The following is a 19,753-nucleotide window of genomic DNA, read 5'->3' on the forward strand; positions in this document are numbered from 1 at the left end:
GCCTGCCTTTTTTTATATTAGAATTAGTAACTTCTGTATCTCCGATACCTGCTACGGCGGGGTTTGAACAATAACCAGATGCTGTAAAGAAGCAGGAGGCCTGCTGTAATCATTCCGGTTAAATAGACATCGCTGGTCTCTTTGTGTTCCAAGGCAATCGCAATGAAGGCCCACACGAATACGAGTGGATAAATGCTATCTCGGTAAGGATAGCTGACCACAATTGCAAGTAGAGTTCCTACGCAGAGCATGATAACGCCCCAGGTGCTACCGCTAAGACCCCAACCTCCCCAATGATTCTTTTCTAGAACAACGCTGATGTTCACGATAGTAGCCACAGAGATCCAGCCAAGGTATATACTAAAGGGTAGCTTCATCAGCCATTTCTCGCCTGAGGTAGGATTAGCGATCAAACGTGTTTTTCGGTAAATGACAATCAGTGTGATTAACATCAGCACCATAGCAACCAGAGAGAGCTCAATGTATAAGTATTGCCAAAGGAAGAGCCAACTCATATTAAAAATACAGCTCAGAACAAACCAGAACTGAACCGCCCGCACAGAATCTCTAGAGGCTGTATAGGAGCGGAATTGATAAATAATGAAGCCGGCTAACAGTAGATAAATCAATGACCAGATGGAAAACGCGTAACCGGCAGGTGTGATGTAGGTCTGATATTTATCAGAGATTTCTCCAGTGCTGTGCCCGCCTAATGGTAAGGTGACCGAGAGCACATTCACGATAATCACACCTAAAAAGAACAGAAGATTCCACCATTTATAAGGATTATAACGTCTCAAAGAATTCACTCCCTAGCTTTTTAATAGGGTGATGCTTACTTAGAATATACCCGCTTTCGGTACAATTAAGACTATAAACAAGAAAAGAAGTGACTAGCGAGTCATAATGTTCATGGATAGTATGGTAGTGGTGAAGGGTATTTTACGATAGTGGCTAGAACATTTATTAAAAATATGCTGAAATGAATCAAATTCATGAGTGTTTCTACGTACTTCAACTTTATTTGTATAAAAATCTACAGAAAATATGCAGAAACGTTTTTAAATCAGCGCTTTTTCGTATAAGATGAAGAGATGAAGATTCAAGAGCAGATAAGTTTTATCCTAGTTCTTTATCCTTATATTTCTTACAGGAGTGTATCTCATCTCTAAAAGGATGGAGAAACTACTTCTACTTGTATAGCTTCAAAATTTATTTCTCGCGAAAAAGGTTGCAGTTACCACCTGATGGTGGCGGACTGGTTCTTTTTTTGCTTGCTTAAAAGACAGGAGATCACCGATGACTAAGCATCTTTATGCAATATGGTTGGGGGATGTGTTATTTTGCTTCTCTGGCGAAACTTCGGAGCCGAAGGTTGACGCTTGGACCCGAGTGGTGAAGCGGCTGGAGCTGCAGGGAGGAGTTCGCCCTTTTGCGAGTGCTGCTCTGCGACTCGCAGAAGTGAAATATCCGGCTCCTCCTGTAGAGGGGAAGCCAGCACGCCGTGGATTGCCCGGAAGAACATTCGAAGGGCTCGCCTTAGTCCCTAGCGATGCATTTGAACTGCTTCTGGCATGGGATGAGACGTTATGCCGAGATCAGGGAGTAGAGCCTGGAGGCGAATTGCGCTATTGGGCGGCAGCAGCCCGCTTTGCGCTGGAATTGATGGGTACTGGCGGCGTTACGCCAGGAGCCTTGCCCCCACGTCCGGTAGGTTCACGCCGTCGTGGTGGTGAACAAGCAGCAACGGTCTGCTGGTCTCCAGCTTTTCGAAAGCAGGAGGATAAGGAGATCTTTCTGCAGCTGGCGTCGTCCATGCCGGTATTGGCCTTAGGGACGCATATAGCTGAAGCGGGGGATTTATCTTCGAGGGAAGAGGCAGGCGCCTATGTGCTTTACTCCTTTATGCAGGCGGTAATGACTGCAGAGATAAAGAAAGTGATTGCGGGTATTGAAAGTGAACTTACCCCTTACAAAGCCAATTATCGCCGGGGTTACTCCCCTTTAACTGAGCTGTGGTGGAATAGTCTTCTTACAGGCAGCCGGGATATACCCGTGCAGGGAACGCAAGCAGAGGTGACAGATCTTCTGGCTACTGTGAATGAGACAGCTGGTAGCGATGTGCCGCAATCGGAACCTGAAGAAGCGCGGAGTGGACAGCTGGGTCTTGGGCTACGTCTTGAGCCCCCTGGAGATAATGAAGAAATCTGGCGGTTAACCTTCTGGGCGGAGAACAAGGAAGAAGGGGAATTCTGGATTCCGGCAAAATCGATTTGGAGCAGTAAGGAACGAGAGTTTACGTTATGGGGGAAACGCTATCGAAATATACAGCAGCAGCTTCTTATAGCGCTGGGCCGAGCGGCAAGAATCTCTCCAGACATAGAGCGCGCTCTTTCTATGCCTGCACCTACGGGAGCAGATTTGGAACCAGAGCGTCTTTATTTCTTTTTGAAGGAGACGGTGCAGCAGCTGCGTGAGCGTGGAATAACCGTGCAGATGCCATCGCGCTGGAGCCGTGAGGGACGCCGCCGGATTGGCATGAAGATGAAAATGCAGCCGGTAGTGAGTGGGATTGATAGTCCTGCTCCAGTGGCTCTTGGGATGGAAGAGCTGATTTCATTTCGCATTGAAGCCTCACTTGGGGAGAGTACAATCAGTGAAGAAGAACTAAACGCACTAGTGGAGGCAGGCGTACCCTTTGTACGTTTCCGCGGAGAATGGATTGAGGTAGATCCTAAAGAAATTCGCCAGGTTCTTAGATATATGAAACGCCATGAAAATGGGGAAATGACCGCAGCCGATTGGATGCGCCTAGAGGCTGAGGATGGTGAAGAGCGGCTCTGGAAAGGGATGTCGGTCACGGGGATGGAAACATCCGGACTATTGTCATCGCTGATGCGGGGCGACATATTGCGTAATCTTCCAGTGCGTGCCGTACCTGAAGGTCTGCACGGCACCCTGAGACCTTATCAGGAGCGCGGCTATCAATGGCTCTCCATTCTCAGTGGTCTGGGATTTGGGGTGTGTCTGGCCGATGACATGGGTCTCGGTAAGACGGTGCAGGTCATTACCTGCCTGCTGGACCGCGCTTTAAGTGCTCCATCTGAAGAGAAGCAGGAGCCTGTGCTGATTCTATGCCCAACCTCACTTTTGGGGAACTGGCAGCGGGAATTGCAGCGCTTTGCGCCTTCGCTTAAAGTTCACATTCATCATGGTGGACGCCGAGTGCGGGGAGATAGCTTTTTAGAACTGGCTGCCAGTCATGATATTGTATTGACGACCTATCATTTAGCAGGTCGTGACAGCGAGGATTTAGCGAATGTTCAGTGGTCCACTGTGGTGCTGGATGAAGCTCAGTATATTAAGAATCATCGGACGAAACAGGCGCAAAGTGTGATGAAGCTATCAGCGCCGCATCGCATAGCTATGACGGGGACACCAGTAGAGAACAGACTAGGTGAGTTATGGTCTATTTTTCACTTTTTAAACCCGGGTTATCTAGGAACCTACCATTCCTTCCGGCAGCGTTATGTATCTGGAGAGGGTGGAGAACGACTAAGGGAATTGCATCGCTTGGTATCTCCATTCTTGTTGCGCCGCTTGAAAAGTGATCCGGATATCTCTAAAGATTTACCGGAGAAGCTGGAGCTGAAGTCTTATTGTCCGCTGACGGAAACACAGGCAGTCCTATATCAGGGTGTCGTGGATGAAATGCTTGGCGTGATTGGAGAGAGTAGCGGGATGGCTCGCAGAGGACTCGTGCTGTCTTCTCTAACGAAATTGAAGCAGATTTGTAATCATCCTCAGCTATTCCGCAAAGAAGAAGGCAGGGGTCCGCGAAGTGAGCATTCCGGTAAAATGGAAGTCATGTTCGAGATTCTGGATAGCATTGCGGAGGTCGGAGAATCTGTGTTGATCTTTACTCAATATGTAGCGATGGGTGAGCTCTTGGTTAGCAAGCTGACTAAGCGTTATGGAACAGCGCCGCTGTTCTTGCACGGCGGAATTCCAAAACGCGAGCGCGACGAGATGGTTCATGATTTTCAAGAGGGAAAAGGCCCATCCTTCTTCGTACTTTCTTTAAAAGCGGGTGGTGTAGGGTTGAACCTTACAAGAGCTAATCATGTCATCCATTATGACCGTTGGTGGAATCCGGCAGTTGAGAATCAGGCGACAGACCGGGCATTCCGAATTGGTCAGGATAAAAATGTTCAAGTGCATAAGTTGATTTGCCAAGGAACGTTGGAAGAACGTATTGATGAATTGATTGAGCGTAAGAAAAATCTTTCCGAGCAGGTTGTTGGCTCTGGCGAAACATGGTTGACTGAGATGTCCAATCATGAGCTGAAGGAACTTATTGAACTGCAGGATCAGGACTGGATGTAAGACAGATATGAGTGTTACGGAGGGATCGAACAATGAGTGAACGGTTAGAGATGCGGCTGGAAGTTGTGCCTGGATTAGTAAAAGCAGCATGGACGGTGCTACCTGGGAAAGTGACGGGAGGGTCTCGGTCGAAGGGTGAATTGAACGCCAGCGCGCCTGCTCAGGAACAACAAGCGGATCGACCTCTCTCTCTGAAGGTTCCGGTATGGCATGCTTCCCGAAGAAAAGAAATATTACGAAGTCTGGCACTAAGTCCCGGGGAAGTATTTGCCCTGCTGCAAGGACGTTTGACGGGTGAGCTGGCAGAGCTTGAGCTTCTACCTACGGATAGTGAGCTGGAGCAAGCCCTTTTTGAGGGTGAGGGTTTGGAGCATAAGGCGGAAACTTTGAAGCTTATTAAAGAACGTCTTGCTGAAGAGCCGCTGCTGGCACTTTCGCTGAGAGGATTTACTAAAGGAGAGCTCTTGGACGGAATTTTTGCCCTTTGGGCTGAAGGGGATATTTCTAGCGACGAAGCTGAAACAGAGGAAGAAGAGGCCTCGGTTAGTGAACTTTCTACAGAATTGGCTCGGCTTGAACGCAAGGGTCCGGCCATTTCCTCTGGCGAATGGCTGGCAGAAGCGGCTGCTGAAGGTTCGCTACATCAGCCTGGGCCACAGTTCCATGAGATTGCGGCTAGACCGTTTCCTTCGCCGGTAGTAGTAGCTGAAGTTACAGAAGACTGGGGAACGTTGCTACCGCAGACACCTAAAGCCATTGAGGGATTAACTTTGATTATGCAGCGGGTTGCAGAAGCGTCTGCGCGTCGGGCGAATAAGGGTCTGATTAAGCGGTAAGTGAAAATACGAAAGAGGCTGTCTCAAAAGTAGTGAATGCTACTCTTGAAACAGCCTCTTGTTTTGCCTAATTATCTAACAGAGTATCTGGTTAGTTATTCTAATGCTGACCAGCAGGAGGCAATTCTCCTTCTGAAAGCTCTAGAATTTCGCGGCGAAGACGAAGCATTTTTTGATCTAGTTCATCAGCGGCGCGCGCGGCTTCTTTCAGTTCCTCAGCGACATGCGAAGGCAACTGCTTATCGAATTTATAATACAGAATATGTTCCATGCTTGCCCAAAAGTCCATAGCTAGTGTGCGCAGCTGGATCTCAGCCTTGACCCAGCGTGTTCCTTCCAGCAGGACGAGTGGGATACCGACTATAAGATGAAGGCTTTGATATCCGTTTGGTTTAGGATGAGCTATATAATCTTTAATCTCAAGCACGCGGATGTCTTCGCGTGTACTAAGATGATCTACTAAACGGTATATATCTTTAACGAAGGCACATACAATCCGCATTCCGGCAATATCGTGAATGTATTGCTCCATATTTTCCAAGCTGAAACCGTAGCCTTTGCGCTCCATCTTTTGAAGAATGCTCTTTGGTTCTTTGATCCGGCATTTGACATGTTCGATGGGACTGAAGCCGTCGCGGGATTGCCATTCCGTCTTGATCACATCAATTTTATTCTGAAGATCATTTAACGCGTGGCGATAGAGTGCCGGTAAGGCTTCGAACTCGTTAACCAGTTTAGCGAAATCCTCGTTGCTGTTACCTTGCCACTGTTGCAGATCCTTTACGTGTACCTGTAGCTGACTAAGCGTAAGCTGTGTGCTCTCATGTTCTTCCACTGAAACTCTCCCGATTTCGTTATTTGTGATAATTCTATTTTAACCGATGTAGAACCCCTGACGCAAAATTACATTCAAAATTAGGAAATATAACCCATAAGTGTAAGAGGGAAGTGGCTTAAATCAATTAGTATGGATTTTATAGGAACATTCTCCTCTAAATCGCGTATTAAAGCACATTAATGAATCTACTCGATACATTTGGTATGATAGAAACACGTATCGCTGGAGAGGGAGGAACTGTAATGAGTTTTATCAAAAAAATTAAAGATAGCGCGAGCCGGGTTACCGAAAAAGCCCAAAACTCAGTAGAGATCGGCAAGCTGAACGGACTTATTTCCGACGTTGAACAAGAAATGGAAGTTGAATTTACGAAAATGGGCAGACTTTTTTATGAAGGATATCGTTCAAAGGATATGTCGGTAGCTGAAGGTAAAATGGTGGAGCTGTCCCGTAACTGTTCCAAACTTCAGGAAAAAATCGAAGTCCTGCGGACACGAATTGCTGAGCTGAAAAATGAGCGGTTATGTTCATGTGGTCATATTGTGGCGCTTGATGCAAACTTTTGTCCGAAATGCGGAAGTAAGCTGGAGCCATTGTCCGCTTCGAGAAGGGTGCCTTCTACACCGGTATTTGTTCAATCTGTGAATGAAGATGACGAAGATCAATATTATGGTGCAGATGAGCTTACGGATGAAGAGAAGGAAATTGCAATGAAGCTGCACCCGCAGAGTGTCGTATATGCTGAAGTTCAGCATCCGGATGATGAGCTGCCACTTGAAGAATATAAGGCGAGCGAGCAAGATATTGAGCGGGAACGTAAACAAGCCGAGCAGCTGGAACGGGAAAGAAAAAGACAGCTTGAACTAGACCGTCGCTTCGGCGAATGGCACAAGAATGAGCACCAGGAGGAATCTGCGGTCACTGAGGACCATGGTGTACGAGATATGATCCAGTGCCAAATCTGTCGGAACGAATTACCTAAGGGCTCCTTATGGTGCCCGCGATGTGGGTCAGAGCAAATATAGTACGGATTTCAGTCAGCTTAGGGGGACAACAAGATGGAACAGCTGCTGCTGCATCTGCGCAATCTGGGCTTCACGGAGATGGAGTCCAAAATTATGGTAGAGCTTGCGACAAAAGGTCAGGCTTCTGGCTATGAGGTTGCCAAACAGCTCGGAGTTTCAAGATCGAATGTGTATGCGGCGTTACAACGCCTTACGCAGCAGGGATATGTACGATGTGGCGAAGGAGAACCTGCGCGGTACAGTGTTCTCAATCCAGAGGAGCTTGCGACCATGATCTCGGGACGGGTTCAAGCTTCACTGGCTTATATGGAAAGTGAGATGCCTCGCGGTGGACCTGTTAGCCCTTCGTTTTATAATGTGGAAGGTGACCGCAATGTATTGGGCGCTCTTATTCGCCAACTTAATATGGCTGAGCAAGAGATCGTAGTGGATATGTGGCGTGAGGAAGCGTCACTTCTACGGAGTGAACTTGAACAGGCGGAGTTGCGTGGCGTTAGACTCTTGTGGGCGTTTGATGGTGGCAATGCTGCTCCTGCAGCCTATCCGGTATGGCCGCCTCTCGGAAGAGATTCTCAGCGAACAGATGGACGGAAGTTCTCATTCGTAATCGATCGGAGCTGGTGTATGCTCGGGATGCGCTATGAAGATGGATCGGCGCAAGCGGTTGTAACCGAGCACCCGGTGTTAGTAGATCTGCTATTGAATCATTTTGCACAGGAAATGGTGCTGTTCGAGCTGGAGCAGGATATGGGCGCAGAATTAGAAGAACGTTATGGTGAGCGTTACAGCAAAATTCACAGCAAATATGTGATGCATGATCCAGGCGATGATGGGGAAGAACAGGCGCAGTAGCTATTACAGGGAGGTGAAAAGCATGGAATGTATCGTACATTTTGAAGTGGTGCATGAGGATGGTCCTAAAAAATTGCGTGGACTGCTGTTTCTGGATAAAGGAGCAAGTCCCGGAGAAGCAGAGCTAGTTGAAATGTTCAAGGACATGAAATTTAACGTGAGACTGGAAGATCGCGAGAAATTGATCTTTAAACCGGTAAATCCGGGCGATTTCGTGGAGATCCGAATTACGGGTTATGATAATGGGCAAGAAAAGAGCAAGGATGACCATAATTTAAAATCTATCGTTGGAAATTTATTGCCACAAAAACCGACAGGTCTATAAAGTGGGGAGAAAGGATTCATTGATGGGAGAAGGAGGAGCACTATGGAGCTGTTGAGACAAAAGGTGTTAAAAGAAGGTATTGTACTCGGGCAAGGCGTGCTCAAGGTAGATTCTTTTCTGAATCATCAGATGGACCCCTTTCTAATGCGTGAGGTTGGCCGTGAGTTTACCCGCCGTTTTTCCGGCGAAGAGATTACGAAGGTACTGACGATTGAATCTTCGGGAATTGCTCCGGGGATTATGACGGCATTAGAGCTGGAGGTTCCGCTGATTTTTGCCCGTAAGCAGAAATCGTTGACGCTGACAGAGGATATTTATGTAGAAAAGGTTTACTCCTTCACGAAGAAAGAAACGAATGAAATTACCGTTTCCAAGAAGTTCATTGCTCCGGGTGAGCGAGTTCTGATTGTCGATGATTTTTTGGCGAATGGCGAAGCCGCCTTCGGACTTGCTCGTATTGTTGAGCAGGCAGGAGGAAGTGTGGTTGGGATTGGTATCGTGATCGAAAAAGCGTTCCAGCCAGGAAATCGGTTACTGCAGGAAGCTGGTTACCGGGTAGAATCACTCGTGCGAATCGCTTCACTGGAGGACGGAAGAATCTCTTTCGTGGAAGAAGAGGAAGGGCTACTTAGCTAAGACTCTTTGGTGTAGATTCGGATGAAGTTAACACAAAACAGCAAGAGACAGGTTTATAAGCCTGTCTCTTGCTGTTTTTTTGTGATGCACGGGTATGGATTACCCGTTGCTACCGCATGCCGCTGCAGGATCGGCATGGCGCTGCGCGCTAACCGCCGCCAGCGGCGAGAGCACCCGCAGCGCCCCTGACTCGCAGCGCACGGCAAGCGGCCCTTTGCCGAAGCTCTCGCCATCGCCGATCGCCGGCCGGGCCTCTGCGAAGTTGACGGCTACGCTACGTCCACGCAGCATCGACACGAAGGGCAAAGCTACATGCTTGCCCTTCAGTACCGTTGGGAACAGCCGCAGCAGCTGCCCGCGGCTGCACCCGTGCACGACGCAGACGTCGAGCTGGCCGTCATCGGCCTTCGCCTGCGGGCAGATCAAGAGCCCGCCGCCGTAGCTGGGCAGGTTGCAGACCGAGACCAGCCATGCCTTCTCAAAGACGTGCTCCGTCCCGTCGCACGCAACACTCACCCGGCATGGCTTAAACGTCATCAGCGTATGCAATATGCCGATGATATAAGCCAGTTGGCCTGCGCCAATGGCATTGCACAGCCGTTTGTAACGGCTGGCATTCACATTCTCGGCCACCTGAGCATCAAAGCCGTTGGCAACGGCTGTTAAAGTCAGTCCGTTTGCGCCTGAGATCAGATCGGCTTCGATATACCGTTCGCTAAGTGCAGCTTCCAGCGCGGCTTCAGTCGAAAGCGGAATGCCGAAGCCGCGTGCGGAGTCGTTACCGGAGCCGGCAGGGATGATTGCCATGGGAATATCTTTGCCACGAAGGGCACCCAAAATGCTGTGCAGCGTGCCATCGCCGCCGATTACAATCGCGGCTTTCCAGTCCTCACGGTGTTTAAGTGTATTTAGAACGAGAGCTTCTGTACCCTCTGCGCTATGCGTAAACAAGGTCATATATGGCAGCATCCGCTCTTTCATGAGCGCCTCTACAGTATGCCAGGTCCGCCCGCCTGCGCCCCCGCCGGAAAGCGGGTTTATGATGAATAGATACATTTAAATTCCTCCAGCCTGTAGAATTCCGTTGATGCCCGTCTTTCCATTGTAAGGAGTGGATGGGCAAAAGGGAATACTTTTCAGCGATAAGAGGTGTTAGTTCAGCGGTGTTTATAGATGCCGAATCTGACTTTCTACGATATCCCCAACCCAAGGGAGCTTATACCATCTGCTGCTTAAAGCTTGATAGATCATAAGCAGCCATATAGCAAAGCTGCAAAGAGAGAGGATTGCACTCAACAGGGAACCGAGAAAAGGGATAAATCCGGTTAGGACATGGAGAATCATCAGCACGCCGAACGTAAGCAGTGATTGCAACGCGTGGAACAGCACGAAGCGGTTGCGTTTCTCCAGAGCGAGAAAGACAACACCGCCGATAAAAGGGAAAAAATAGCACAGCGCGCCCGCAATATTATCGGGCAATCCGGTGGATGATTTGAAAGGGGACAAAGGGCTCACTCTCCTTCTACTTGGAGAAGAAGGGGGTTAGTTCGCTACTCCTTCTTCCTTAAAAGCCTATGACTTGTCAGGAAAAAGTATGTTTAGCTCATTGTGGGTATAATATACTTTTCCAACAGCTTGCGGGGGTTCTTCCAATTGTTTGTCTTACTCTCTGCTGTAAAGACCACTACCGTATCTAACTTGGGTAGGAGAAGGATTTGCTGTCCGCCATGACCGTGGGCAAGCTTGTAGGGTTGGCCGCTCATCGTACCTACCCAGAACTGATATCCGTAATCTCCAAAAGCCGGGTATCCCGTAGTCTGTGCAGTTAGTGCTTCTTGCAGCCAATGCTTCGGAATGATCTGCTGTTTTGCAAATACGCCGTTATTAAGCAGACATATACCAAATTTAGCCATATCTCTTGAGTTTAAGTACAGACCAATATGTCCCATACTATGTCCTTCGGGACTCGGTAACCAAGCCGTGTGAGTCATTCGGAGAGGGCTAAATAAATGCTCAGCAGCATAGGTGAATGCATCAAGACCTGTAGATTCACTAAGGATCATCGAAATCAGATGGGTGTCGATACTACGGTATTGAAATTGACCGATATGTTCCGGAATTATGTTCATACTAAGAGCAAAGGAACCCCAGCGGCGACTACGATGGAGATTCCGGACGAAAGGCTCCCCCAGCTTCTTGCCCGTGATCCAGCTAAATCCGGAAGTCATGGTAAGCAGATGACGGAGAGTGATTTTTGATAAATGAGGGGAGTGCAGGTATGGAACATGTTTACGAAGTACCTTGGAAACCGAGACATCGATATCAGGGATATCTCCCCGATCGATAGCGATTCCGGTAATTGCGCTGATAAAGCTTTTAGTCGCAGATCGAAGATCATTTAATGCCCCGGCATGATGGTTGCCGTAATAACGTTCAAAGATGAGCTTGCCATGGCGAGCGATAAGCATACTATGCATCTTTGGATATTCTTTCTGAATAGCATAATCAGCTTGTTCAAGACCCTCACGGCGCGTTGCAGTTTCCTCGGGTAGCGCGGTAGTCATCGCGGGAACTACGTTATAAGATGAAGTCAGTAATGGTGTAGGTTGGCCCATAATGATCTCCTTTTCTTGCTGTGGTATGTGCTAGGTGTGGCCTGCTATAGAGCATATTGTATTTTAACCCGACACGAGCAATATGACTTACGAAGAACATTGTAAAAAAATAAAAATTTTCCAATTAGCACATTTTACAAGGAAAGGTGGAAGTTGGACCGGAATATGATACAATATAACGATAAGGCCCGAAAGGGGTGATTCAGTAAGTGGCTCTTCGGGTAATAAAAGTGTCAAGGAGCTTTCGTTCAACAGGCGTCCTTACTCTCAGCCCAAATCACGACGAACCTGCTTCACCGGCGAACCAGTATCTCAAGGCTTTGAAGCTTTGAATTTTACGTTTTGGCGGATAATGCAAGCCACGTATGTGTAATGGTTGCTTCACTTGCATTCGAGGTTACGGCGTACTTTTCATCATGCATTCTCTACAACGGAGCATTCATTTTCAATGTTTTGGGAGGGAACTGATCATGGCAAGTAAAGGTCATAACGAAGTCAAGGAAAGTTTACGGGAAATGACACGTATTTTCCGGCCCAAAGATCCCAAGAAATTCGTAAAGGAGTACGTCCGAAAATATCGGATTACCGGAGGCTATGAAGAAGAACTGACCATGGTCGTGGAGCATGAGCTGGTAAAGATGAATTCATCCGTCTCCTAGCTAACAGATACGAGTGTCACTTACTTTTGACATCATTTTGAGTAATAACATCCACGAGGATTCTTATAAACCGTGCCCGAGCAGCGTTTGTTGCAGGAATCGGTTTTTTTTGTATGTACATTTATGAATAAGAAATATTGTCTCTCATAAAATAGTCAAATGAATTAATAGACACATTTCACAATGAATGCGCTTTAACGATCATTTTTTATTTGATTGCGTTTTCAAAAAATGCGCATAAATGCAGGTGGGACAAGGAATTATTATGTCGAAAATTACAATGTGAACTAGTTGTGAACGATTGACAAAACTTTCCCTTAAACTTATATTAATAGTGATTGTTATAATTGACAGAAAAAAACAGGAACCTACGAAATCGGGAAAAGCGGGGTAGATCAATGATGAAAACGTGGCAGGCTGTAAAGCGACTCCTTCCCATGACCGCTATGTTTGGTCTCTTTCTTGCCGGGTGCGGCCGTGAGGACTTGTCAGTGCTCAGACCACAGGGGCCTCAGGCGGAAATGTCTTATGGATTAATGGAGCTGTCGATCAGTATTATGATCGTCGTGTTGCTGATTGTCTTTACGATTGCAGCTTATGTACTGATCCGTTTCCGTCGAAAACCGGGTCAGAATGAAATCCCTGAGCAGGTTGAGGGTAGCATCAAGCTTGAGATTCTCTGGACGGTCATTCCGCTTATCCTCGTAGTGGTACTGGCAGTTCCAACGGTGAAAGCAGTGTTCGCCGCAGGAGATGATCATGCCAATGACAAGGATGCGATTAAGGTTAAAGTAACCGGCCACCAATATTGGTGGGAGTTTGAGTATACCGATTACAAGGTGACTACAGCGCAGGATCTGATTATTCCAGTGGGCAAAGATATTGCTTTTGAACTGGAGACTAAAGATGTGCTGCACTCCTTCTGGGTCCCTTCCCTATCCGGTAAAATCGACACCAACCCAGCCGGGACGATTAACCGCTTCAGCTTCAGTGCACCTAATGAAGGCGTTTACCGTGGCAAATGTGCGGAACTATGCGGGCCGTCTCATGGATTCATGGAATTTAAGGTGAAATCGGTTAGTGAGCAAGATTTTCAGAAGTGGATAGATTCGATGAAAGCACCCGTAGCTGTGCTGCCAGAGGATCCTGCTTTAGCTGAGAAATTCAAAGCGGCGTGTCTGACTTGCCACGCTGTAGGTGATCAAGGGATTAATAATGCGCCGAACTTGACCGGAATTGGTTCTCGGGAGTCGATTGCAGGGATCCTGCTCAACGACGATACGAGGGAGGATGGTGCACCAATTGAGGAGAATCTCAAAACATGGCTGCATGATCCACAATCCGTAAAACCGGGCAATCTGATGCCTAACCCCAAAGATCTAGGCCTAAGCGATGCGGAGATTGATGGCATTGCTGAGTATCTGGCCAACTATAAGCTGGACTAATGCCTTAGCCTAAAGGCGGGCGGAACTTTCGAAAAAGGGGGTACGAACTTTGGCTCAAGCAGCGCATACCTTGAATTCATCCAAGCCTCTGGGGCATGGCCACAGTGTGAAGCGCCATACAGGACTTATGGATTGGCTAACAACCGTCGATCATAAAAAAATCGCAATTTTGTACCTATGGGCCGGAGGATTATTTTTTGGTATCGGCGGAATTGAAGCACTTCTGATTCGCTGGCAACTCATCAAGCCGATGAATAATTTTTTGGATGCCCAAACGTTTAATGAACTTATTACCATGCATGGTACGACGATGATATTCCTCGGCGTCATGCCAATCATCTTCGCCTTAATGAATGCCGTCATACCGCTACAGATCGGTGCACGTGACGTAGCCTTTCCTTTTCTAAATGCACTTGGCTTCTGGACCTTCCTGTTCGGCGGAATTCTACTGAATCTCAGCTGGATAATGGGTGGCGCTCCTGATGCCGGATGGACCTCCTACACCCCACTATCTACGAGTACATACAGCACTACACACGGTGTAGACTTTTATACGATTGGTCTTCAAATTGCCGGATTAGGTACCCTCATCGGGGGGATTAACTTTCTAGCCACGATCATTACGATGCGCGCGCCGGGAATGACCTACATGCGGATGCCGATGTTTGCTTGGACTACATTTATTACTTCCGCAATTATATTGTTTGCATTTCCAGCAGTTACAGTAGGTTTAGTACTGCTGACATTCGACCGGATACTTGGAGCCAATTTCTTCGAGGTTGGGGCTGGGGGTAATCCGGTGCTCTGGCAACATATCTTCTGGATATTTGGTCATCCAGAAGTATATATCCTCATTCTGCCTGCCTTCGGAATTATATCGGAGGTTATCCCGACTTTTTCACGGAAGCGATTGTTCGGGTATAGCTCAATGGTGTTCGCTACCATCCTGATTGCCTTCCTGGGCTTCATGGTTTGGGCTCACCATATGTTCACTACCGGACTTGGGCCGGTAGCTAATGCGTTGTTCTCTGTATCGACGATGTTGATTGCGGTTCCGACAGGAATCAAGATTTTTAACTGGTTGTTCACGATGTGGGGCGGGCAAGTACGTTTCACGACACCAAACCTGTTCGCGGCAGGATTCATTCCTACCTTTACGATGGGTGGCGTCACTGGCGTCATGCTGGCTTCTGCGCCTGCTGACTTTCAGTTCCATGATACGTATTTTGTTGTAGCACATTTTCACTACGTTATTGTGGGCGGCTTGGTGCTTGGCCTGTTTGCAGGTCTGCATTACTGGTGGCCGAAGATGTTTGGTCGGATGCTAAGTGAGAAGCTGGGCAAATGGACCTTCTGGACGTTTATCATCGGATTCCATCTGACATTCTTTGTACAGCATTTCCTTGGACTCATGGGGATGCAACGTCGGGTATTCACGTATTTGCCGAATCAGCAATTCGATTTGTTGAATTTAGTCAGTACAATCGGTGCTGGATTGATGAGTGTGGGCATGATTATATTCTTGGTTAACATCTATCTAACTTCAAGAAGACCGACGGATGCAGCTAATGATCCGTGGGAGGATGGACGTACACTAGAATGGACGATTCCTTCACCACCACCAGAATATAACTTCAAGCAAACCCCACTTATCCGTGGTATTGATGCATTCTGGAAAGAAAAGATGGCAGGAAATAAAGGCATGACTCCGGCAGAACCGGTCGGCTCGATCCATATGCCGTCTGCAACTATATTGCCGTTTACTATGTCTGTTGGAATTTTCATCGCTGGACTTGGCTTCATGTTCAGTCGGGATGACTTCGGCAACGCCTTTATGAGCTTTATGTTTAATAATTATATCGTTACAGCCATCGGTCTTATCATCACGTTTGGATCTATGCTGTTGCGTTCGCTGTATGATGATCATGGATGGCATATTGAACCTGAAGAGCTGGAAGGAAGTGAGCGGACATGACAACGGCACATGCAGAAGCTTCTAAGGAAGAATTTCCTCACGAGCCGGAAAAAGCTACGCTCGAAGGACGAAACAAGGTTCTTGCCTTTTGGTTGTTTCTAGGTGGGGAAGCGGTATTGTTCGGTACGTTGTTCGCTACGTTCCTCGCATTGCGTAATCAGACGAATGAGGGGCCATCGGCGAATGAATTGTTTCACTTGCCGCTTGTAGCTGCTGCAACATTCATTCTTTTGGTAAGCAGTCTGACGAGTGTATTCGCTATCCAAGCGATGCATAGGAACCGTCCGGCTGTGCTTCGTAACTGGCTTTTGGTAACTGTAGCCTTAGGGCTTGGCTTCCTGATTCTGGAGATCTATGAGTTTACTCAATATGTGAGACACGAAGACTTCGGAATGACTACAAGTGCATTTAGTTCGGCATTCTATACATTAGTAGGATTCCACGGTGCGCACGTAGCTTTCGGGATTGCATGGATCGCCATCCTGATTGGGCAACTCATGCGTAAAGGATTAACCGTAGTTACTGCACCAAAAGTGTATGTGTCAGCCATGTACTGGCATTTTATTGATGTGGTATGGGTCTTCATCTTTACGGTTGTATACCTACTTGGAAAGGTGGGCTAGACACTATGACGACAGATCAGCATGTGCCAGAGAATGACGGGTATAAGCATCGTCATCGGCATGAAGGGCCACAGAGGCATATTGTTGTCTTTATACTGTCCATTGTCTTGACCTTAATTGCTTTCGCCGCTGTTGCGGCTGGAGGGGTGAATGCCACCTTTGCGGTTATTCTACTCCTGGTGATGGCAGTCATTCAGGTCATTGTGCAGATGGGCTTCTGGATGCACCTGAAAGATAAAGGACATCTAATACCGATTATCTTCATGCTGGGTGGTTTTTTTACCGCCGGTACCTGTATTATTATGTCGCTGTATTGGGTTTGGTGGAATTAACGGACTATAAAGAAAGAGGCGGGCTGAGATGCCCCCTCTTTTTGGTGTTTAACTAGATCCTGCGCTAGGAGGGGTTAGGGTTATGCTCGGATTACAATATTTTAGCTTTGCAGAACTATGGAGCCCGCTTTTTCTGGCGGTCATGCTGCTGCTGACGGCGGGTTATTTCGTTTGGATTGGTCCGATTGCTGGACGTCATGCCGATTCAGTTCCGGTTCCATTCTGGCGAAGAGCACTATTTGTGTGCGGAATGCTTGCGCTTTATCTTGCACAAGGCGGTCCTGTTAGTCTATTAGGACATATGATGTTTTCCTTCCATATGGTTAGTATGGCCTTGTCATACCTAGTGGCGGTGCCGCTGATTATGCTGGGGATTCCAGATTTTATCTGGCGCAGCATATTGAGAGTAAATCCATTTCGCCGGTTGTCTTTTTTAGCTCGACCGGTGGTAGCTGCTCTACTGTTTAATGGACTATTTTCCTTGTACCATATTCCTGTTATCCATGATTATGTGATGCTGCATTTTACCGTTCACCGAATCTACTATATTGTTTTATTCCTAACAGCTGCCTTAATGTGGTGGACATTGATCAATCCGTTACCGGAGCGTCGAATGGCGAGTGGACTGGGCAAGATTGGGTTTATTTTTCTAAACATGGTATTGCTGACACCAGCATGCGGACTGATTATTTTTGCAGATCAACCGCTCTATGCTACTTACAGTGATCCGGAGACTTGGGCACTTGCCATGGGCTATTGTATATCGGGTGATCCTTCTGCCTTACTTCAGAATTTTGGGGGTCCTGCGTTCTTTTCATTGTTGTCACCAAAAGTGGATCAGCAGGTGGGAGGTATCGCGATGAAGTTCATTCAGGAATTTATTTTTGCCTCTATGCTTGCTTATGTGTTCTATCATTGGTATAAAAAAGAGAACGGACAAGAGGGCGATGAATTATCGACGCCTTCCTCAGCACTCGAGGAGAGCACCTTGACCCGTGCATAACTGGTAGACTGCCAAGGAGGAGAATCATGGATATTTTTACGGTGTTTCCAACTATTAGCACATCGTTCATCGTGCTTAGTGCGGTGCTCGTAGCTATTGGCTGGTGGCTCATCATTAAGGGCAAACGCGAGGCGCACAAGAAGACGATGATTGCTGCCGCAATCGCCGCGCTCCTGTTTTTTATTGTTTACGTATCTAGAACGTTGTTTGTGGGAAACACCTCATGGGGTGGTCCTGATGAACTTCAGACGATTTATCAAGTGTTTCTGATCTTCCATATCGTGCTGGCAACGGTAGCTGCGGTATTCGGACTTACTACGTTAACTCTTGGATTTAAGGCGAAGTACTCCAAGCACCGTAAGTGGGGCAGAGTAACATCTATAATCTGGTTCATTACTGCGATTACTGGCGTCATGGTGTATGTGCTGCTTTATGTTCTGTATCCAGGTGGACATACCAAGCCAGTATGGGAAGTTATTTTGGGCGCGTAAAATAGTTGCGTGAATAGAGCTTGTGATTGGCGTGTGAAAAGAGCATGTGAATATGCGTGCGAATCTTACATGAATTTGTGTGAATAGTAATGAAATAAGCCTGTGCATCTGTTCGTTCCTAAATAGGGATGATGGATAACGGGCTTATTTTAGTTTATGGAGTTGGGGGAGTGCTGAAGTTGTAAAATTGAACTGTGAAATCACTCGTGATATGAACAGTGGCGTGATGTGAAGCATTCTATTTACTTATTTTTAGGGAAAACCTCCCTGAAAAAGATGAGTTTTGGGCTCGGAAAACGATAATTAGGGAATTTCCCCCTGTATTTTAACCGTTTAAGCTCTAAAACGCAGAAATGGCTGAATTTATAGGGAGGAATTCCCTAAAAACGATGATTTCAGGATAAATCCAAGTAATTAGAGGGAGATTTCCCCTAATTGTTGCTTCTACTAGCAGTTACACTCACCGAACGGTCACATCCACTCAGCAGTAGCACCCGCCGAGCCCTCTCATCGATCGAGCGTTCACACCACCCAGTAGTATCCGCACACCCCAGGAGTCGCATCCATTAGTGGTCACACCCGCAGAGGAGTCGCTCCCGCCCTTCAATCACCCCACCGAGCCGCAACAACTGGCCCTACACCTACAACCCATTGGCGAAGCAACAATGAGGCTGTCCTCACTCCGCGTCCTTCGCTCATATTCAACCTCTCCATAAGTTATGTTTAATCCTCTGATTAGTTAATCCTGATAATGATCAGTTTCCCATACGTGCAAAGCCTTCTCCAAAGGGGGGAGCGCATACCTCCTAATCAACTTGAATGTTTTCCATTTACAGGATTGACAATGGTAAATTAAGGACATATACTGTGTATATAGATATATACAGTAAGCACAGGGATATGAACACCTGCTTCTGCTAGACGCTGAAGACATTGTAAAGCGAGGTTAGTTTTAATGAGAACATTAAAAGATTCATGGTTTATGTTGCGCTCTGATTTTCGCGGAGACAAATTAAAGATATTAGGGACCCTCGTAATAACAGTTATTTTTATGTGTTATCTTGGTGGAATGACTAGCCTGGTAGCAAATGACGTACTAGGTGAGCAGGATCGGACGATGATAACGGATTTCTTATTTCTTTCCTTTATACCCTTATTGGGATTAACATTCTCTCGCCGTTCCATGAAATATTGGAGTGAAGACTCTTACACAAAAATGTTGGTTTACTTAAGAACCTTACCAATTCCAGCTGCAGTAATATTATCGCGGAGAAAACTTCAGGGAGTTTGCTCCTTTATTCTAAATGGTACGTTATTCTTCGGTATTGTTTACTTGTTAGGGGAAAATTTCCGGACAGAGCTGGCGGTTCCCTCGTATATAGCTTTTGCCATTACATGGCTCGGCTTCGGATTCATGGTCTCAGGTCTATATATTTTTATTGAGTATCTTTTTAGCGGCAAAGCTTATCTATGGCTAACATTGCTTATCGTAGTGTTATCGTGGGGAATATCATTCCTAGTTACACTTGGGGGAGGTAATTTGTTTTTATACAGTATCTCCTATTCCAAGGAGTGGGGGCTGTTATCTCCGATCATGTGGGGATCACTTCTGCTGGGGACAATATCTGTGCAGTTATTCTCTAAATGGACTATACATCGACTGAAGAGTCGCAATCTCGTATAAAAAATCGGAATGGCAAGGACTGCGCTCT

General features: G+C 47.0%; 19 protein-coding genes. 14 read left to right on the forward strand and 5 right to left on the reverse strand.

Going from position 1 to position 19,753, the window contains the following annotated elements; translation table 11 throughout:
* Nucleotides 1-23 precede the first annotated feature (23 nt).
* Nucleotides 24-800: a TspO/MBR family protein gene (locus tag ACFWMP_RS25115; RefSeq protein WP_042184519.1), complete on the reverse strand. Its 777-nt coding sequence runs from the start codon at nt 798-800 to the stop codon at nt 24-26.
* Nucleotides 801-1,299: 499 nt separating this feature from the next.
* On the opposite strand from ACFWMP_RS25115, the gene ACFWMP_RS25120 reads away from it, so the two are divergent.
* Nucleotides 1,300-4,386 carry a DEAD/DEAH box helicase gene (locus tag ACFWMP_RS25120; RefSeq protein WP_042184521.1) on the forward strand — a complete coding sequence of 1,029 codons (3,087 nt, stop codon included), beginning with the start codon at nt 1,300-1,302 and terminating at the stop codon, nt 4,384-4,386.
* Between the two features lie 32 nt (nt 4,387-4,418).
* Nucleotides 4,419-5,222 carry a hypothetical protein gene (locus ACFWMP_RS25125; protein WP_379424959.1) on the forward strand — a complete coding sequence of 268 codons (804 nt, stop codon included), beginning with the start codon at nt 4,419-4,421 and terminating at the stop codon, nt 5,220-5,222.
* Nucleotides 5,223-5,322: 100 nt separating this feature from the next.
* Here ACFWMP_RS25125 and ACFWMP_RS25130 read toward each other — a convergent pair whose 3' ends face one another.
* Nucleotides 5,323-5,997 carry a GTP pyrophosphokinase gene (locus ACFWMP_RS25130; RefSeq protein WP_042193221.1) on the reverse strand — a complete coding sequence of 225 codons (675 nt, stop codon included), beginning with the start codon at nt 5,995-5,997 and terminating at the stop codon, nt 5,323-5,325.
* A gap of 305 nt (nt 5,998-6,302) precedes the next feature.
* Between ACFWMP_RS25130 and ACFWMP_RS25135 the strand changes: the two genes are divergently transcribed.
* The 4 genes from ACFWMP_RS25135 to ACFWMP_RS25150 are packed head-to-tail and all read left to right on the forward strand — an operon-like array spanning nt 6,303 to nt 8,898.
* Complete coding sequence (locus ACFWMP_RS25135; protein WP_339244542.1) at nt 6,303-7,085, forward strand: zinc ribbon domain-containing protein; 783 nt, start codon at nt 6,303-6,305, stop codon at nt 7,083-7,085.
* Between the two features lie 33 nt (nt 7,086-7,118).
* Nucleotides 7,119-7,937, forward strand: coding sequence for a TrmB family transcriptional regulator (locus tag ACFWMP_RS25140; protein ID WP_042184525.1), 819 nt, complete (start codon nt 7,119-7,121; stop codon nt 7,935-7,937).
* 22 nt (nt 7,938-7,959) lie between these two features.
* Nucleotides 7,960-8,262 (forward strand): hypothetical protein, encoded by a 303-nt coding sequence (locus tag ACFWMP_RS25145; protein ID WP_042184527.1) that lies wholly within the window; start codon nt 7,960-7,962, stop codon nt 8,260-8,262.
* A 42-nt stretch (nt 8,263-8,304) separates the two neighbouring features.
* Complete coding sequence (locus tag ACFWMP_RS25150; RefSeq protein WP_042123794.1) at nt 8,305-8,898, forward strand: xanthine phosphoribosyltransferase; 594 nt, start codon at nt 8,305-8,307, stop codon at nt 8,896-8,898.
* A 99-nt stretch (nt 8,899-8,997) separates the two neighbouring features.
* Here the strand turns inward: ACFWMP_RS25150 and ACFWMP_RS25155 are convergent, their stop codons facing one another.
* The 3 genes from ACFWMP_RS25155 to ACFWMP_RS25165 form a co-directional block, all read right to left on the reverse strand.
* Nucleotides 8,998-9,954, reverse strand: a complete 957-nt coding sequence (locus tag ACFWMP_RS25155) for a diacylglycerol/lipid kinase family protein (protein WP_379424960.1) — start codon at nt 9,952-9,954, stop codon at nt 8,998-9,000.
* Nucleotides 9,955-10,065: 111 nt separating this feature from the next.
* The gene (locus ACFWMP_RS25160; RefSeq protein WP_379424961.1) at nt 10,066-10,404 is read right to left on the reverse strand and encodes a DUF4870 domain-containing protein; all 339 of its coding nucleotides are present in this window, start codon (nt 10,402-10,404) and stop codon (nt 10,066-10,068) included.
* Between the two features lie 92 nt (nt 10,405-10,496).
* Entirely contained in the window at nt 10,497-11,513 is a 1,017-nt protein-coding gene (locus tag ACFWMP_RS25165) for a serine hydrolase domain-containing protein (protein ID WP_340973948.1), read from the reverse strand.
* Between the two features lie 470 nt (nt 11,514-11,983).
* Between ACFWMP_RS25165 and ACFWMP_RS25170 the strand changes: the two genes are divergently transcribed.
* The 8 genes from ACFWMP_RS25170 (at nt 11,984) to ACFWMP_RS25205 (ending at nt 19,725) form a co-directional block, all read left to right on the forward strand.
* Nucleotides 11,984-12,172, forward strand: a complete 189-nt coding sequence (locus tag ACFWMP_RS25170) for a hypothetical protein (RefSeq protein ID WP_042123803.1) — start codon at nt 11,984-11,986, stop codon at nt 12,170-12,172.
* A 398-nt stretch (nt 12,173-12,570) separates the two neighbouring features.
* Complete coding sequence (gene coxB / locus ACFWMP_RS25175; RefSeq protein ID WP_042123804.1) at nt 12,571-13,617, forward strand: cytochrome c oxidase subunit II; 1,047 nt, start codon at nt 12,571-12,573, stop codon at nt 13,615-13,617.
* A gap of 127 nt (nt 13,618-13,744) precedes the next feature.
* Nucleotides 13,745-15,592, forward strand: a complete 1,848-nt coding sequence (ctaD, locus tag ACFWMP_RS25180) for a cytochrome c oxidase subunit I (protein WP_379424977.1) — start codon at nt 13,745-13,747, stop codon at nt 15,590-15,592.
* Nucleotides 15,589-16,215, forward strand: a complete 627-nt coding sequence (locus ACFWMP_RS25185; RefSeq protein WP_042184533.1) for a cytochrome (ubi)quinol oxidase subunit III — start codon at nt 15,589-15,591, stop codon at nt 16,213-16,215. Before ctaD ends, ACFWMP_RS25185 begins: the two co-directional genes overlap by 4 nt.
* 5 nt (nt 16,216-16,220) lie before the next feature.
* Entirely contained in the window at nt 16,221-16,547 is a 327-nt protein-coding gene (locus ACFWMP_RS25190) for a cytochrome C oxidase subunit IV family protein (RefSeq protein ID WP_042184535.1), read from the forward strand.
* A gap of 82 nt (nt 16,548-16,629) precedes the next feature.
* Nucleotides 16,630-17,550, forward strand: a complete 921-nt coding sequence (ctaG, locus tag ACFWMP_RS25195) for a cytochrome c oxidase assembly factor CtaG (protein ID WP_076300136.1) — start codon at nt 16,630-16,632, stop codon at nt 17,548-17,550.
* A 26-nt stretch (nt 17,551-17,576) separates the two neighbouring features.
* Nucleotides 17,577-18,041, forward strand: a complete 465-nt coding sequence (locus ACFWMP_RS25200; RefSeq protein ID WP_042123812.1) for a DUF420 domain-containing protein — start codon at nt 17,577-17,579, stop codon at nt 18,039-18,041.
* Between the two features lie 955 nt (nt 18,042-18,996).
* Entirely contained in the window at nt 18,997-19,725 is a 729-nt protein-coding gene (locus ACFWMP_RS25205; protein ID WP_042184538.1) for a hypothetical protein, read from the forward strand.
* The last annotated feature ends 28 nt before the right edge of the window (nt 19,726-19,753 follow it).

This window comes from Paenibacillus sp. NPDC058367 (assembly GCF_042723305.1).
GTDB lineage: Bacteria > Bacillota > Bacilli > Paenibacillales > Paenibacillaceae > Paenibacillus_AQ.

Coding starts and splice junctions, on each gene's coding strand:
- ACFWMP_RS25120 (WP_042184521.1), top strand. CDS start 1,300: ATGACTAAGCATCTTTATGCAATATGGTTGGGGGATGTGTTATTTTGC.
- ACFWMP_RS25125 (WP_379424959.1), top strand. CDS start 4,419: ATGAGTGAACGGTTAGAGATGCGGCTGGAAGTTGTGCCTGGATTAGTA.
- ACFWMP_RS25135 (WP_339244542.1), top strand. CDS start 6,303: ATGAGTTTTATCAAAAAAATTAAAGATAGCGCGAGCCGGGTTACCGAA.
- ACFWMP_RS25140 (WP_042184525.1), top strand. CDS start 7,119: ATGGAACAGCTGCTGCTGCATCTGCGCAATCTGGGCTTCACGGAGATG.
- ACFWMP_RS25145 (WP_042184527.1), top strand. CDS start 7,960: ATGGAATGTATCGTACATTTTGAAGTGGTGCATGAGGATGGTCCTAAA.
- ACFWMP_RS25150 (WP_042123794.1), top strand. CDS start 8,305: ATGGAGCTGTTGAGACAAAAGGTGTTAAAAGAAGGTATTGTACTCGGG.
- ACFWMP_RS25155 (WP_379424960.1), bottom strand. CDS start 9,954: ATGTATCTATTCATCATAAACCCGCTTTCCGGCGGGGGCGCAGGCGGG.
- ACFWMP_RS25165 (WP_340973948.1), bottom strand. CDS start 11,513: ATGGGCCAACCTACACCATTACTGACTTCATCTTATAACGTAGTTCCC.
- ACFWMP_RS25170 (WP_042123803.1), top strand. CDS start 11,984: ATGGCAAGTAAAGGTCATAACGAAGTCAAGGAAAGTTTACGGGAAATG.
- coxB (WP_042123804.1), top strand. CDS start 12,571: ATGATGAAAACGTGGCAGGCTGTAAAGCGACTCCTTCCCATGACCGCT.
- ctaD (WP_379424977.1), top strand. CDS start 13,745: ATGGATTGGCTAACAACCGTCGATCATAAAAAAATCGCAATTTTGTAC.
- ACFWMP_RS25185 (WP_042184533.1), top strand. CDS start 15,589: ATGACAACGGCACATGCAGAAGCTTCTAAGGAAGAATTTCCTCACGAG.
- ACFWMP_RS25190 (WP_042184535.1), top strand. CDS start 16,221: ATGACGACAGATCAGCATGTGCCAGAGAATGACGGGTATAAGCATCGT.
- ctaG (WP_076300136.1), top strand. CDS start 16,630: ATGCTCGGATTACAATATTTTAGCTTTGCAGAACTATGGAGCCCGCTT.
- ACFWMP_RS25200 (WP_042123812.1), top strand. CDS start 17,577: ATGGATATTTTTACGGTGTTTCCAACTATTAGCACATCGTTCATCGTG.
- ACFWMP_RS25205 (WP_042184538.1), top strand. CDS start 18,997: ATGAGAACATTAAAAGATTCATGGTTTATGTTGCGCTCTGATTTTCGC.